13 protein-coding genes are annotated in these 14,376 nt (G+C 68.7%); 9 read left to right on the top strand and 4 right to left on the bottom strand.

All coding sequences use genetic code 11. From position 1 onward, the window contains the following. Nucleotides 1–128: 128 nt before the first annotated feature. Genes AB0F43_RS26440 through AB0F43_RS26450 form a run of 3 tightly spaced genes read right to left on the bottom strand, consistent with a single transcriptional unit; the run spans nt 129 to nt 2,008 of the window. Nucleotides 129–779 carry a class I SAM-dependent methyltransferase gene (locus tag AB0F43_RS26440; RefSeq protein ID WP_360482206.1) on the bottom strand — a complete coding sequence of 217 codons (651 nt, stop codon included), beginning with the start codon at nt 777–779 and terminating at the stop codon, nt 129–131. Between the two features lie 4 nt (nt 780–783). Beyond that, the gene (locus tag AB0F43_RS26445; protein WP_360482209.1) at nt 784–1,425 is read right to left on the bottom strand and encodes a Pr6Pr family membrane protein; all 642 of its coding nucleotides are present in this window, start codon (nt 1,423–1,425) and stop codon (nt 784–786) included. Nucleotides 1,426–1,465: 40 nt separating this feature from the next. Next, nucleotides 1,466–2,008 carry a 2TM domain-containing protein gene (locus AB0F43_RS26450; RefSeq protein WP_360482212.1) on the bottom strand — a complete coding sequence of 181 codons (543 nt, stop codon included), beginning with the start codon at nt 2,006–2,008 and terminating at the stop codon, nt 1,466–1,468. 79 nt (nt 2,009–2,087) lie between these two features. Here AB0F43_RS26450 and AB0F43_RS26455 point away from each other — a divergent pair, with 79 nt between their 5' ends. The 3 genes from AB0F43_RS26455 to AB0F43_RS26465 all read left to right on the top strand — a co-directional run bounded on the left by AB0F43_RS26455 (nt 2,088) and on the right by AB0F43_RS26465 (nt 5,408). Then, nucleotides 2,088–2,687, top strand: coding sequence for a TetR family transcriptional regulator C-terminal domain-containing protein (locus tag AB0F43_RS26455; protein ID WP_360482215.1), 600 nt, complete (start codon nt 2,088–2,090; stop codon nt 2,685–2,687). A gap of 82 nt (nt 2,688–2,769) precedes the next feature. After that, nucleotides 2,770–3,282, top strand: a complete 513-nt coding sequence (locus AB0F43_RS26460; RefSeq protein ID WP_360482218.1) for an AAA family ATPase — start codon at nt 2,770–2,772, stop codon at nt 3,280–3,282. Between the two features lie 32 nt (nt 3,283–3,314). Then, nucleotides 3,315–5,408: a molybdopterin-dependent oxidoreductase gene (locus tag AB0F43_RS26465; protein WP_360482221.1), complete on the top strand. Its 2,094-nt coding sequence runs from the start codon at nt 3,315–3,317 to the stop codon at nt 5,406–5,408. On the opposite strand, the gene AB0F43_RS26470 is transcribed toward AB0F43_RS26465, so the two are convergent. After that, nucleotides 5,405–6,415: a LacI family DNA-binding transcriptional regulator gene (locus tag AB0F43_RS26470; RefSeq protein ID WP_360482224.1), complete on the bottom strand. Its 1,011-nt coding sequence runs from the start codon at nt 6,413–6,415 to the stop codon at nt 5,405–5,407. The genes AB0F43_RS26465 and AB0F43_RS26470 overlap by 4 nt on opposite strands. Nucleotides 6,416–6,884: 469 nt before the next feature. On the opposite strand from AB0F43_RS26470, the gene AB0F43_RS26475 reads away from it, so the two are divergent. From AB0F43_RS26475 to AB0F43_RS26500, 6 genes are all read left to right on the top strand, one after another. Further along, a complete protein-coding gene (locus tag AB0F43_RS26475) occupies nt 6,885–7,634 on the top strand; it encodes a sugar phosphate isomerase/epimerase (RefSeq protein ID WP_360482227.1) in 750 nt (249 codons plus the stop codon). Between the two features lie 76 nt (nt 7,635–7,710). Beyond that, on the top strand, nt 7,711–8,808 hold the full coding sequence (locus AB0F43_RS26480; RefSeq protein WP_360482230.1) for a Gfo/Idh/MocA family oxidoreductase: 1,098 nt from the start codon (nt 7,711–7,713) through the stop codon (nt 8,806–8,808). A gap of 122 nt (nt 8,809–8,930) precedes the next feature. Beyond that, on the top strand, nt 8,931–11,357 hold the full coding sequence (locus AB0F43_RS26485) for a glycoside hydrolase family 2 protein (protein ID WP_360482233.1): 2,427 nt from the start codon (nt 8,931–8,933) through the stop codon (nt 11,355–11,357). A 23-nt stretch (nt 11,358–11,380) separates the two neighbouring features. Further along, nucleotides 11,381–12,733 carry an APC family permease gene (locus tag AB0F43_RS26490; RefSeq protein ID WP_360482236.1) on the top strand — a complete coding sequence of 451 codons (1,353 nt, stop codon included), beginning with the start codon at nt 11,381–11,383 and terminating at the stop codon, nt 12,731–12,733. A 23-nt stretch (nt 12,734–12,756) separates the two neighbouring features. Beyond that, the gene (locus tag AB0F43_RS26495; protein WP_360482239.1) at nt 12,757–13,143 is read left to right on the top strand and encodes a hypothetical protein; all 387 of its coding nucleotides are present in this window, start codon (nt 12,757–12,759) and stop codon (nt 13,141–13,143) included. Further along, a complete protein-coding gene (locus AB0F43_RS26500; RefSeq protein ID WP_360482242.1) occupies nt 13,143–14,369 on the top strand; it encodes a glutathionylspermidine synthase family protein in 1,227 nt (408 codons plus the stop codon). The genes AB0F43_RS26495 and AB0F43_RS26500 overlap by 1 nt, the downstream gene beginning before the upstream one ends. Nucleotides 14,370–14,376 lie beyond the last annotated feature (7 nt).

Below are 14,376 nucleotides of genomic sequence, written 5' to 3' on the forward strand. Positions count from 1 at the left end.
GTCCTCCCGCCCGCCCAACCGGGCCCCTCGACACCACAACAACCAGCTGGCGTTTGGCGCCTCCCACCCCTCGTGGCGGGTTAGTGCCCTACTCATCCGTGATCGCGATGGGTGGGAGGCACCAGACGTCAGCTGCGGGTCAGGACCAGCATTTCGTTGGCGCTGGACTGGAACTCGTAGGGGACCTTGCGGATGTCCCAGGTGACGCCGTCCAGCGCGTCCAGCAGCTCAGGGAGGAAGGGCACTGGGTCACCCGTGCCCTGCAGTACGAGCGGGAAGATGCGCACCTCGGAGTTGCTCACCCGGATGAGCTCCTTCAGCGCGGCCAAGTGCCAGTCGCGGTCGAACTTGTCGGCCCAGGTGAACAACAGATGTGAGCACAGCACCAGCTCGAATCGCCTGTCTCCGAAGGGCAATTCCGGCAACCCGGCCGCGATGTAGCGCTCCGGCGCCGTCGCGACATCCTGCAGGAACCGGTCGGCGGCCTCGATCCGCAGCTCGTCCCGGCGCTCCGGTGAGCCGTACCAGTGCCAGACGAAACTCCCCGCGTGTTCGTCCACGATCCCGGTGCCGGCCGGCAGGCTGCGGCGGACCGTGTCGATGAGCTCGGCCGGAGCCAGCTCGTAGACCGGGTCGACGGCGATCGCGTCGACACCACGGGCGGCGGCCTCGGCGGTGAAGCTCGCTCCGCCCGCACAGCAGTCGAGAATGGAATCCGGGAGTTCGGTCAGGTCGAACATCGCTGCGTACTCGGCGTACGAGCGAGAGGTCACCAGCACGGTCTTACCTTTCGACGGTTGTCTTCTGGTGCAACCGGCGGTCGAGCGCGGTAGTCCCGGCCGCCAGAGCCAGGAACAGTACCGCGACCAGCAGACAGTTGAGCAGCACCCGTGCGTACCCGTGCTCGGTGACATCGACGAACGGATACGGGTAGAACCCGACGAACTCGCCGCGGATCAGGGTGAACGCCAGCCACAGCAGCGGGAACACGACCGACCACGCGACCACCCGCGAACCGGTCCGTCCACGCGGCCCGAACAGCAACCACCCCAGTACGCCGGCCAGCGGAGCCGCGGAGTGAAGCAGGAAGTTCGCCACCGCGGCCCACCCGGACAAGTCGTCCAGCGGCGCGAGCGCCAGGTGGTACACGATCCCGGTGACCGCGATGCACAGGACGCTGTTCAGCCGCAACGTCCGGAACAGCGTGCTCTGCGGCCGATCCGGCTGCAACGCGAGCATCACCGTGGTCCCGCCGAGCAACAGGTTCGACTGGATCGTGAAGTACGCGAACACGTTGAACACCCGATCCGGGTTGTCCGGGAAGAACCCGTCGTTGCCGTTCGCCGTCACGATCAACTGCACCACGATCCCCGCCGCCACGATCAGCGCGGTCAGCGCCGCCCAGCTACGCCCCGTCGTCGTCATGAACGCAATGTACGACGACGGAGCACCGCACCCCGGGACCTCAGACGGACTCCTTCTCCCGAGCCTTGTCGCCTTCGGCGGTGTAGCTGAACGAGACGATCGCGTCGATCACGAGGACGATCGTCCAGGTCCACGCCGGGCCGAGGATGGCGTCGTAGCCCTGCCCGGACAGCAGCCCGAGAGCGATCATGATGCCGACCGCGACGGCGTACGCGAGCAGGTGACGGAACCAGCCGGCTCGCTCGCGCCGGGCGCGCTCCGGACCACCCTTCGGCGGCTTCACCGGTCGCGGCGCGCCGGCCAGGTAATGCGCGGCCCACTTGTCCGCCCACTTCAGCGTCTGGTGGCCGAAGCCGACGCTGACGCCGATGAAGATCGCGGCCAGCGAGTGCTTGAACGACGGCTCACCCCCGCGCCGGACGTCGACCACGCTGGCGACCAGCATCACCACGTCGACCAGCGGTACGCCGGCCAGCAGCACCATCCCCGCCTTCGGCAGCCGGAGCAGATAGCGCGTCGCCAGGCCGGCGGCGAGCAGGACCCAGAAGCCGACTTCACACGCGGCGATGACAGCGAGCAGCACAGTGGTTCACCCTCTCGAGGCTATTTCACACGACCGTGTTACAAAACCGACTCTAACACGCCTGTGCTAAAAAGGACACATGCCGAAGATCGTCGACCACGAGGTCCGCCGCGAGGAGATCGCCGAGGCGCTGTGGCGGGTGGTCCGCCGGGACGGGATCCGCGCCGCCTCGGTCCGCACCATCGCCGCGGAAGCCGGCTGGTCCGCCGGCGCCGTCCGCTACTACTTCCCGGACCAGGCCGGCCTGCTCAGCTTCGCGATGGACCTCGTCTCCCGCCGGGTGACCGAGCGGATCAGCGCGTTGAGCCCCAAGGGCAGCGCGACCGCGGTCGCCCTGCGCTACCTGGAGGAGGCGCTGCCGCTCGACGCCGAGCGCCGCGCCGAGTTCGACGTCTGGATGGCCTTCATGGCCCAGGCGCAGGCCGAGTCGGACGGCGGCAGCCTGCACGAACACGTCGACAAGGTGCACGACGGACTGCGTTTCCTGTGCGAGTCCCTGCTGCAGGCACTGTCCGATTCCGGCGCCCTTCGAGACGACCTCGAACTTCGCCGGGAAGTCGAACGCCTGCATGCCCTGATCGACGGTCTCGCCCTGCACGCGGTGATCCAGCCGGAGCGCACCACGGCGACCCGGCTCCGGCAGCTTCTGCGCCACCACATCGAGACCCTACTGGCCTGAAAAGCCCTTACAAATGAGGGTTTTCGGACAAGAATCGCCGTGACCCGACCAAAACCCCGCTGCGCGTGGCACCATCACCAGCATGGAGTCCGAGGGGGTGATCGTCGTCAGTGGAATCATGGCGGCCGGGAAGTCGACGGTCTCACAATTACTGGCCGAAAGATTCCAGTACGGCGTCCATCTCCGCGGTGACGTGTTCCGCCGGATGATCGTCAGCGGACAGGCCTCGATGGCCGACGACAGCGCCGAGGCCCAGCGCCAACTCCAGTTGCGCTACCGGCTCGCCTGCCAGGCCGCCGACGGGTACGCCGACGCCGGCTTCACCGTGGTCCTGCAGGACGTCGTGATCGGTGAGCTGCTGCGGGAGTTCCTCGACGGGATCCGGACCAGGCCGCGGTATCTCGTCGTCCTCACGCCACGGCCCGAGGTCATCTCGAGCCGGCTCGGCGGTTCGCGTCAGCTGGTCGACGAGCTCGACTACGAGTTGCACGCGTTCAGCCCGCGGCGCGGTCTCTGGCTCGACAACTCCGACCTGTCCGCCACTGAAACGGTGGACGCCATCCTGGGCCGGCTCGACGAGGCGCGCTTCGGGTGACCAAAGAGGCTACCCAGGGGTAGTTTGGCTGGATGGCGACCACAGTACGGCGGACCTCCTGCAACCTGTGTGAAGCGATCTGCGGTGTGCTCGTGACCGTCGAGGACGGCAGGGTGACCGACATCCGCGGTGACGAGTCCGACCCACTCTCCCGGGGTCACATCTGCCCGAAGGCGGTGGCACTTCGCGACCTCCAGGACGACCCCGACCGGTTGACCACGCCGGTACGACGTACCGCCGACGGCTGGCAGGAGATCGGCTGGGACGCGGCGTACGAGTTGGTGACCAGCAGGCTGACCGAGATCCAGCGCGAGCACGGCCGGAACGCGGTCGGTGTCTACCTCGGCAACCCGAACGTGCACAGCCTCGGCGCGCTGACGCACCTGCCGACGATGGTGAGACAGCTGCGGACCAGGAACCGGTTCAGCGCGACCTCGATCGACCAGCTCCCGCACATGCTCGCGTCGTACCTGCTCTACGGGCATCAGCTGATGATCGCGGTCCCGGACATCGACCGGACGTCGTACCTGTTGATGCTGGGCGCCAACCCGCTCGCCTCGAACGGCAGCATGATGACCGCTCCCGGTTTCGGCCGGCGCCTCAAGGACCTGCACAAGCGCGGCGGCAAGGTGGTCGTCATCGATCCCCGCCGGACCGAGACCGCCGCCGTCGCCGACGAGCACCACTTCGTCCGGCCCGGCACCGACGCGGCGTTCCTGCTCGCGCTCATCCACCAGGTGATCGCCGAGGGCCACGCCCGTACGGCGGCGTACGTCGACGGACTCGACGCGGTCGAGCAGGCGGTCGAGCCGTGGACTCCGGAACGCGCGGCCGGGATCACCGGGATCGGCGCGGACGTCATCCGGCGGATCGCGCACGAGTTCGCGACGGCCGGCCGGGCCGCCTGCTACGGACGCGTCGGGGTGTCGACGCAGCAGTTCGGGGCGGTGTGTCAGTGGGCGATCCAGGTGCTCAACATCATCACCGGCAACCTCGACCGGCCGGGCGGGACGATGTTCCCGCGGCCGGCGGTGAACGCGCTGCTCGGTCTCGGCCGCGGACATCTCGGGGTGTGGAAGAGCCGGGTCCGCGGGCTGCCCGAGTTCGGCGGCGAGCTGCCGGTGTCGACGATGGCCGAGGAGATCCTGACCCCCGGCGACGGCCGGATCCGGGCGATGGTGACGATCGCCGGGAACCCGGTGCTGTCCACGCCCAGCGGCCGCAAGCTCGACGAAGCGCTGAGCACGCTGGACTTCATGGTCGCCGTCGACCCGTACATCAACGAGACCACCCGGCACGCCAACGTGATCCTGCCGCCCGCGCCACCGCTCGAACGCGATCACTACGACGTGATCTTCCACCAGCTCGCCGTCCGCAACACGGCCCGGTGGAACGACGCCGTACTCCCGAAACCACCACAGGCCCGGCACGACTGGGAGATCTTCCGCGATCTCGGGCTGGCACTGCTTCGGCGTACGCCGATGAGCGGCCGCAAGGTGATGGCGACGGCACGGCTGCGGTTGTCGCCGCGGCGGATCGTCGACCTCGGACTGCGGATCGGCCCGTACAAGCTGTCGGTCGGCAAGCTGCGGAAGTCGCCGGGTGGGATCGACCTCGGACCGCTGCAGCCGGCGCTGCCGGAGGCGCTCCACCACAGGAACAAGCGGATCGATCTGGCCCAGCGGATGATCCTGGCCGATCTGCCGCGACTGGAATCACTTGCTACCGGCAACGATGGCGAGCTGCTGCTGATCGGTCGGCGGCACCTGCGCAACAACAACTCGTGGATGCACAACTCGGCCCGGCTGGTGAAGGGCAAGCCGCGACACCAGCTGCTGATGAACCCCGAGGACCTGGCCAAGCGCGACCTGACCGACGGCCAGCTGGTCAACGTCAGCTCCGCGGCGGGCACCGTCGCGGTAGAGGTTGCTGCCAGCAACGACATGATGCCCGGCGTCGTCAGTCTGCCGCACGGTTTCGGACACGGCCGGCCCGGCGCCCGGCTGACCGTCGCGAACCAGGTCGCCGGGCCGAGCGCCAATGACGTGACCGACTCCGAGCTCACCGACACCGTGGCCGGCACCGCCGCGGTCAACGGAGTACCGGTCACGGTGACTGCTTGCTAGCCGGGCGGTGGGCCGGAGCTGTCGCGGACGATCAGCAAAGGGGTCGAGTACAGGTGTGCTTGCGGTCTCGCGCCTTTCAGCAGGTCGAGCAGGCGGCTGGCGACCTCGGCGCCGTACGCGACGATGTTGTGGCTCATCGCGGTCAGGGTCGGATGCGTGTGCCTGCACAGGGTCGAGTCGTCCCAGGCGACCAGCGTGACGTCGTGCGGTGACCTCAGGCCGTGCCGGTGGACGACGCCGAGACCGGCGACCGCCATCAGGTCGTTGTCGTAGATGATCGCGGTCGGCTTGACGGTCGACAGCAGCTCCCGCGTCGCCGCCGCACCCCCCTCGGCGGAGAAGTCGGTGTGCCGCACCTGGACGTCCAGGTGCAGCCGACGGCTCGCGGCCGCGAACGCCTGGTCCCGGATCCACACGTGCCCGTGTTCCGGCGTACCGGCGACGCGGGCGACCGAGCGGTGCCCCAGGGACGCGACATGCTCGACCGCGGCGGTCATCGCCGACGTACCGTCGGTCCACACACACGCCATCCCGTCGGCCAGGGACGGATCGCCGACCAGTACGGCCGGTACGCCGAGCTTGCGCAGCAACGAGATCCGCGGGTCGTCGACCCGCAGGTCCACCACGATCACGCCGTCGACCCGGCGCTCCGCGGCCCACTTCCGGTACGTCGCCATCTCCTCGGGCAGGTCCGCCACGACTTGGAGTGCGAGCGCGTACGACTTGCCGGCCAGCACGGACTGCACACCACCGACGAAGCCCATGTAAAACGGTTCCTCACTCAAGGTCTTCGCGGTCCTGGCGAGGACGAGCCCGAACGTCTCGCTGCGTGCCGCGGACAGCTGCCGGGCGGCCCAGTTGGGCGCCCACTCCAGCTCCTCGGCGACCTTCCGGACCCGCGCCCGGGTGGCCTCGGAGACGCCCGGCTGGTTGTTCAGCGCGTACGACACGGCGCCTTTCGAGACGCCTGCCCGACGGGCGATCTCCTTGATGGTGACTCGGGCCACGACGGCCTCCTTCGAACGGGCGCCGGGCCGCTGACGGGGCGGTCCGGAATCCTTCCAGTGTGCACCCGATCTCTACACCCTGTCATCATCCCGCCCCGGAGAGTAACCGTTGATCAAATCCCAAACCCCACCTTCGGGATACCCCCACGCCTTGCGGGATCCCCCTCGCACACGAGTGGAGAACCCCCGACGCGAGGGGATAACCCCTGGGCTGGAGGGTTGCCCATCCGTAATTCGAGTGGGCAACCCCCGATCTCGGGGGATATCCCCTGGGGTCGGGGGTTGGCGCACCAGGGTGGGGGGTTGGGGTCGTGCGCGAGGGGTGGAAGTGACCGCCCAGTGGTTGGGCTGAGGGTGGTGTGGGGTGGGGCCGGTGGGATACGGTTGCCGTCGTTACTTAACCGGTTCGGCAAGCAGGTCGGTGCGGAGTCCAGGGCAGCGGGCGAGGCATCGGCGACGAGGAGAAACCATGGTCGCAGTGGACAACCTGTCCCTCCAGTTGTACACGGTCCGGGGCAAGCTCGAGGAGGACTTCGACGCCACCCTGGCCCGGATCGCGGAGATCGGCTACACGAAGGTCGAGCCCTTCGGTGTCACCGCCTTCGCGGACCGCCTGGCCGAGGCGCTGCCCAAGTACGGACTGTCGGCACCCACCACGCACGCCGGCCTGCTCCGCGAGGACAGCGGCCCGATCTACGCCGCGGCGAAGCGGCTCGGTATTAGCACCGTCGTGGACCCGTACGTCGACCCGGCGCGCTGGCAGGCGGCCGATGACATCAAGGCCACCGCGGAGGCGCTGAACAAGGCCGCCGTCGAGGCCGCCGACCACGGCATCACGGTCGGGTACCACAACCACCACTTCGAGCTCGAGTCGAAGGTGGACGGCGTGCACGCGCTCGAGATCCTGGTCGACAACCTGTCCGACGACGTGGTCCTCGAGGTGGACACCTACTGGGCCGCCGTCGGCGGTGCCGACGTACCGGCGCTGCTGGCCAAGCTCGGCGACCGGGTGAAGGCGATCCACGTCAAGGACGGCGACGGGACGCTGGACAACAAGGCCCAGGTGGCGGTCGGCGCCGGCACCATCGCGGTCGCGGACATCCTGGCCGCGGTCCCGAACGCCCTGCGCGTGGTCGAGCTGGATGACTTCAGCGGCGAGATCTTCGACGCGGTCGAGGGCAGCTACAAGTTCCTGACCGGAGAGGGCGCACCGGCATGACCGAGCGAAGCGAGTTCATTGTCAGACACAGCCCGCCGTGTGCCTCATCGGCGCCCGGAGCGAAGCGAGGACGTCGATGAGCGCTGTGGGAGTTGGCGTGATCGGCGCCGGGGTGATCTCCGACGCCTACATCAAGAGCATGCAGAGCTTTCCGGACCTGAAGGTGCACGCCATCGGCGACCTCCGGCCGGAAGCCGCGAAGGAGAAGGCGGAGCAGTACGGTATCGAGACCCACGGGGGTCCCGAGGCGGTGCTGAGCCACCCGGACGTGGAGATCGTGGTCAACCTGACCATCCCGATCGCCCACGTCGAGGTCGCCCTCGCAGCCGTTGCCGCAGGCAAGCATGTGTGGAGCGAGAAGCCGTTCTCCCTGGACCAGGACAGCGGCCTCAAGCTGCTGGCGACGGCCAAGGACGCCGGCCTGCGGCTGGGTTGCGCGCCGGACACCATCCTGGGCCCGGGCCTGCAGGAGTCGCGCCGGATCATCGAGCGCGGTGAGATCGGTACGCCGCTGACCGCGCTGACCCTGATGCAGTCCCCGGGCCCGGAGTCCTGGCACCCGAACCCGGCGTTCCTGTTCCAGGAGGGCGCCGGCCCGCTGTGGGACATCGGCCCGTACTACCTGACCACGCTGGTCCAGCTGTTCGGGCCGGTCGCGGCGGTGGCCGGGCTCGGCTCGAAGTCGCGGGAGAAGCGGACGATCGGCTCGGGCCCGCTCGCGGGCACCGACTTCGACGTGACCGTGCCGACGCATGTCAGCGCGATCGCGAAGTTCGAGTCGGGACAGTCGTCGCAGAGCATCTTCAGCTTCGACTCGCCGCTGCCGCGGGCCGGGTTGGTCGAGATCACCGGGTCCGAGGCGACCCTCGCCGTACCGGACCCGAACCGGTTCGACGGGGAGATCAAGATCCGCCGCCGCGGCGCGGAGGACTGGGAGACGATCGCGAACACCGAGGCGTCGGCCGAGCGCGGTACCGGAGTGCTGGACATGGCGCGGGCGATCCGGGAGGACCGGCCGCACCGGGCCACCGGCGCACTCGCGTTCCACATCGTCGACGTGATGGCCTCCATCACCCAGTCGATCGACACCGGCGCGTTCGTGGACGTGACCAGCACGGTCGAGGTCGCGCCGATCCTGCCGGGCGACTGGGACGTGCACGCCGCCACCCTGTGACCGCACTCCTGCTGGATCCCCGGTGAACCGTCGTGTTCGCCGGGGATTCCGTCCCTGACAGACCGCCCCCGGCCCCAGGGAGCGGTGTGCGCCAACTAAACCGGTTCATCTGGAGAGCTCCTGTGACATCCGTGAATGCAGTCCCGCTGACCACCGCGGGCGGCGCCGCCTGGACCGTGCGTGCGCTCGACGGGCAGTTCGGCAAGACGATCGCCGCGACGGTTCCGGGTGAGGTGCACACCGATCTGCTGGCGGCCGGTGAGATCCCGGATCCGTTCGACGGTGACAACGAGTCCGCGCTGGGGTGGATCGGGCGGACCGGCTGGAGCTACCGGACGTCGTTCGAGTGGGTTGCGGACGGCAACGACGTCCAGGAACTGGTGGCCGAGGGCCTCGACACGGTCGCGACCATCACCCTGAACGGCCAACAGATCGGGCGTACGGCGAACCAGCACCGCACCTACCGGTTCGACGTGACCGGCCTACTGGTAGCCGAAGGCAACGAGCTGGTGATCGACTTCGCCGGGCCGGTGACGGCGGCCGAGGAGATCGCGGCCGGGTACGGGACCTGGCCGCACACGAACCTCCATCCGTACAACGCGTTGCGGAAGATGGCCAGCAACTTCGGCTGGGACTGGGGACCGGACGTCGCCACGGTCGGCATCTGGCGGCCGATCCGGATCGAGTCGTGGTCGGGCGTCCGGATCGACTCGGTTCGCCCGCTGGCCGGCCTCGACGGGGATCGCGGCGTACTGAACACCGAGTTCACGCTGGCCTGGGCGGACGGCTTCACCGAGGACGTGACCGTCACCGTCGAGGTCGGCGGGACCACCACGGAGCTGACTGTTGCCGCCGGCACCAAGACCGCCTCGGTCACGTCGACCGTCGATACGGTCGACCGCTGGTGGCCGCGGGGACACGGCGAGCAGCCGTTGTACGACGTCACCGTCTCGGCACACGGTGATCGCTGGCACGGCCGGGTCGGATTCCGGACCGTCTCGCTGAACGTCGACCCCGACAAGGACGGCACGCAGTTCGTGCTGTCGGTCAACGACAAGCCGATCTACGTGCGCGGGGCGAACTGGATCCCCGACGACGCGTTCGTGACGCGGCTGAACCGGGCGACGTACGAGACCAGCATCCAGGACGCGGTCGACGCGGGGATGAACCTGCTGCGCGTGTGGGGCGGCGGGATCTACGAGAGCGAGGACTTCTACGACATCTGCGACGAGCAGGGGATCCTGGTCTGGCAGGACTTCCTGTTCGCCTGTGCGGCGTACTCGGAGGACGAGACACTGGCCGCCGAGGTCGAGGCCGAAGCGCGGGAGGCGGTCACGCGGCTCAGCAAGCACGCGAGCCTCGCGGTCTGGAACGGCAACAACGAGAACATCTGGGGGTACGTCGAGTGGGGCTGGCGGGTGCCGCTGGCCGGGCGACCCTGGGGTGCGGGCTACTACTTCGACCTGCTCCCCCGCATCGTCGCCGAGCTCGACCCGCGCACGCCGTACTCCCAGGGCAGCCCGTACTCGTTCGACCAGTTCATCCACCCGAACGACGAGCGGCACGGCACCATGCACATCTGGGACGTCTGGAACCAGGTGGACTACACGACGTACCGGAAGTACAAGCCACGGTTCGTGTCGGAGTTCGGGTTCCAGGGACCGCCGGCCTGGTCGACGCTGACGTCGGTGGTGCACGACGAGCCGCTGGATCCGTACGGCGAGCAGATGCTCGTGCACCAGAAGGCGTTCGAGGGCAACCTCAAGCTGGAACGCGGTCTGGGTGATCACCTGCCGAAGTGGAAGGACATCAACGACTGGCACTGGACGACCCAGCTGAACCAGGCCCGGGCGATTGCCTTCGGCATCGAACACTTCCGCAGCCTGTACCCGTTGAACACCGGTGCCGTCGTCTGGCAGCTGAACGACAACTGGCCGGTCGTCTCCTGGGCCGCCGTCGACGGTCACGGCATCCGCAAGCCGCTGTGGTTCGCCTTGAAGCGCGTGTACGCCGAGCGGCTGCTGACCGTCCAGCCCCGCGAAGGCGAGCTGGTAGTTGCCGCGCACAACGACACCGATGCGACGTGGTCGACCGAGCTGACCGTCACCCGCCGGTCCACCGGCTCCGACCTGCTCGCCCGGGAGACCTTCGCCCTGGAGGTCGAGCCGCGGTCGGCAACGCTCAGTTCGCTGCCCGGGTCGATCGTCAACCCGACCGACCCGACTCGTGAGTACCTCGAGGTCCGGGGTGCCGACGGCACCACGACGTACTGGTACTTCGTCGAGGACACCGCGCTGCGCCTGGCCGGCGACGCTTACACCGCGTCGGTCGTGCCGACGGACGAGGGGTACGACGTGACCGTGACCGCGACCGCGTTGGCCAAGGATCTGGCGCTCTTCCCCGACCGCCTGGACCCGGCGGCCCGCGTCGACTCCGGTCTGATCACCCTCTCCGCGGGCGAGTCCCACACCTTCCACGTCACCGCATCCGAGGCGCCGACCAGCGTCGGTGTACCCGTTCTGCGCTCGGCCAACGACCTGGTGAGCTGAGAAGGCAGGCATACTGGCCCACCATGGCCCTTCAACGGGAGTCGCGGGGGCGGAGTCTGCGGCGGGACGCGCTGGGCGTCGGCTCTTCGACCGCGATCGGCATTGCTTCGACGGCACCGGCGTACTCGCTGGCTGTGTCGGTGGGACTACTCGCCGGGTACACCGGCGCGGCGGCTCCACTGGTGCTGGCGGCGAGTGCGGTGCCGGTGATCCTGGTTGCGCTGTGCTTCCGTGAGCTGAACAGGACCGAGCCTGACTGCGGTACGACGTTCCCGTGGACCGAGAGGGCGTTCGGCCTGGGCACCGGGCGGATGGTCGGTTGGACCACGGTGATGGCGTGTGTGCTGGTGATGAGCAACCTCGCTCAGGTCGCCGCGGTCTACACCTACCTGCTGCTCGGCCTGGACAGCGCCGCCGACTCACGGCTCGCCCAGGCCGGGCTCGGCACCGCCTTCATCATGGTGATGGCCTTGCTGGCCTATCGCGGCATCCGGGTCGCGGCGGCCACGCAGTTCGTGCTGCTGACGGTCGAAGTGGTCGCGCTGCTGTGGTTCGCGATCAACGCGCTGCGTGAAGCGGGATCACTCAATATCCGCGATGGGGCGACCGGCGAGGGTGCGTGGGCGGCCGGCGTACTGGTCGCGGTGTTCCTGTACTGGGGCTGGGACTCGTCCTTCAGCGTCAACGAGGAGTCGCGCAACCCGCGGCGTACACCGGCCGTCGCTGCCCTGATCGCGAGCGGCTTCCTGATCGTCCTGTACGTCGTGGTCGCGTGGGCCGCGGTCGCGTACGCCGGGGTGGATCCGCTCGCGGACATCGCCGACGACGACTTCTTCGCCGTACTGTCGAACGATCTGCTCGGCACGGCGGGTGGGAAGGTCCTGGTCGGGGCGGTGCTGGTGTCGGCACTGGCGTCGACGCAGACCACGATTCTGCCGACGGCCCGGACGATGTTGTCGATGGCCCGGCGGGACGCGTTCCCCGGGCAGTTCGCGCGGGTCTCGGTCCGCTACCAGACGCCGACCGTGTCAACCTGGGTGTTCGCCGGGGTGAGTGTGCTGGTGTACGTCGTGCTGGTGCTGACATCGGACGCCGTACTGGCCGACTCTGTCGCCGCTGTGTCGGTGCTGGTGTCGCTGTACTACCTGGCGACGGCGGCCGCCGTACCGGTGTACTTCAAGGGTGCTCTGCGTGAGCGACTGGTGCAGCGCCTGGTGGTGCCGTTGCTGGCGAGCCTGTCGTTCGTGGTCGTGCTGGTGCTCGCGGTGGCGGATGTGGGGGCTGGGCCGCTGCTTGTGGTCGGTGTAACGATGGTGGTCGGAGCGGCGATCATGTTCTCGATGAAGCCGCCGGCCGAGGGGGAAGGCAGGCCGTGACACAAGCCGGGAAGCGTAGGCGGATGCGCAGCGGGGCGGTGACGCTAGGGCTCACCGCGCTGGTGGCCGCCTCGCTGACGGGTTGTTCCAGTGAGGAAGAGCAGCCGGACTACGCCGCGATCTGCGTGGACCCCCAGACAGAGACCCGCACCGACGACGACAACTGCAAGGACGAGACCGAGTACCACGGGTCCGGTGCCGGGTTCTTCTGGTTCTACATGGCCACCCGGGGCAGCGCGATCGTGCCGCCGGTCGGCGGTCGCTACAACGCTGCCAACGGCACCTACACGATCCCCCGGACCGGGTCGCCGACGATCAGGCGCGGTGGCCTGGACAGGGGTGGCGGCGATATCGGGACCATCACCCGCGGCGGCTTCGGCAAGTCCGGTCACGGGAGCTCTGGCGGCTGATGTGGCGGCACGCGATCAAGGCCCGGCCGCGCTGGAAGGACACCGTCGTCGAGCAGGGGCTGGTGTTCCCGATGACCGACCTGCCGGACGGCACCGAGACGCCGTACTGGAACGAGAGCGCCTGGTACGAGGTGACGATGGAGGAGGTCCTGCACCTCGAGCGCGTCACCGAGGAGCTGTACGAGATGTGCAGGCACGCGGCGTCGGTGATGGCCTCCGGTGACCGGTTCTCCGACACACAGCTCGGCCTCGCCCCCGGCACTCTGCCGCTGGTCCGGGAGTCGCTGAAGCGGGACGACCTGTCCGTGTACGCGCGGTTCGACCTGGGCTGGAGCGGGGCCGAGCCGAAGATGCTGGAGATCAACGGCGACACTCCGACCGGGCTGGTCGAGTCCGCGGTGATCCAGTGGAACTGGCTGGAGGACGTGTTCCCGGACGCCGACCAGTGGAACTCGGTGCACGACCGGCTGGTCAAGTGGTGGGCCGAGCACCTCGCGGCCGGCCACTTCCCGGGTAACGAGGCGCACTTCTTCAACTCCGGCGCCGAGACCTCCGGCGAGGAGGCGATGACAGTGGCGTACCTGCGCGACACCGCCGCGATGGCCGGACTGGCGACGTACGGGCACGAGATCGAGGACGTCGGCTGGGACTCGGCCCGGCGGTCCTTCGTCGACTGGGGCGGGAGGCCGATCCGGACCGCGTTCAAGCTGTACCCGTGGGAGGACATGCTCGACGACGAGTTCGGCCGCTACATCCTGGCCGGGCTGGAACCCGAGCCGGTGCGGTGGATCGAGCCGATCTGGAAGACGATGCTGTCCACCAAGGCGATCCTGCCGGTGCTGTGGGAGCTGTACCCGGACCACCCGAACCTGCTGCCGGCGTACTTCGGTGATCCCGGCGACCTGCTCGAGTGGGTGGCGAAACCGCTGCACGGCCGGGAGGGCAGCAACATCCGGATCCACACCGTGGCCGGCACCGAGGACCACATCCACGACGGGCCGTACGACACCTCGACGATGGTCTACCAGGAGTGGCATCCACTGCCGTCGTACGACGGGAATCGCGCCGTCATCGGCAGCTGGATCATCGACGGTGTCGCGGCCGGCATGATGGTCCGCGAGTCCGACGGACCCATCACCGACTACTACGCCCGTTTCGTCCCGCACGCCATCGGCACCAGCCCACGCCCGGACCAGGAGACGATCCAGGGCTGGCTGGCCGAATAGCGCGAAA

Source organism: Kribbella sp. NPDC023972 (assembly GCF_040639075.1).
GTDB lineage: Bacteria > Actinomycetota > Actinomycetes > Propionibacteriales > Kribbellaceae > Kribbella.

Excerpts from the sequence above, each read along its gene's own strand:
- AB0F43_RS26445 (WP_360482209.1), bottom strand. The coding sequence starts at position 1,425 with ATGACGACGACGGGGCGTAGCTGGGCGGCGCTGACCGCGCTGATCGTG.
- AB0F43_RS26455 (WP_360482215.1), top strand. The coding sequence starts at position 2,088 with ATGCCGAAGATCGTCGACCACGAGGTCCGCCGCGAGGAGATCGCCGAG.
- AB0F43_RS26460 (WP_360482218.1), top strand. The coding sequence starts at position 2,770 with ATGGAGTCCGAGGGGGTGATCGTCGTCAGTGGAATCATGGCGGCCGGG.
- AB0F43_RS26465 (WP_360482221.1), top strand. The coding sequence starts at position 3,315 with ATGGCGACCACAGTACGGCGGACCTCCTGCAACCTGTGTGAAGCGATC.
- AB0F43_RS26475 (WP_360482227.1), top strand. The coding sequence starts at position 6,885 with ATGGTCGCAGTGGACAACCTGTCCCTCCAGTTGTACACGGTCCGGGGC.
- AB0F43_RS26480 (WP_360482230.1), top strand. The coding sequence starts at position 7,711 with ATGAGCGCTGTGGGAGTTGGCGTGATCGGCGCCGGGGTGATCTCCGAC.
- AB0F43_RS26490 (WP_360482236.1), top strand. The coding sequence starts at position 11,381 with ATGGCCCTTCAACGGGAGTCGCGGGGGCGGAGTCTGCGGCGGGACGCG.
- AB0F43_RS26495 (WP_360482239.1), top strand. The coding sequence starts at position 12,757 with ATGCGCAGCGGGGCGGTGACGCTAGGGCTCACCGCGCTGGTGGCCGCC.
- AB0F43_RS26500 (WP_360482242.1), top strand. The coding sequence starts at position 13,143 with ATGTGGCGGCACGCGATCAAGGCCCGGCCGCGCTGGAAGGACACCGTC.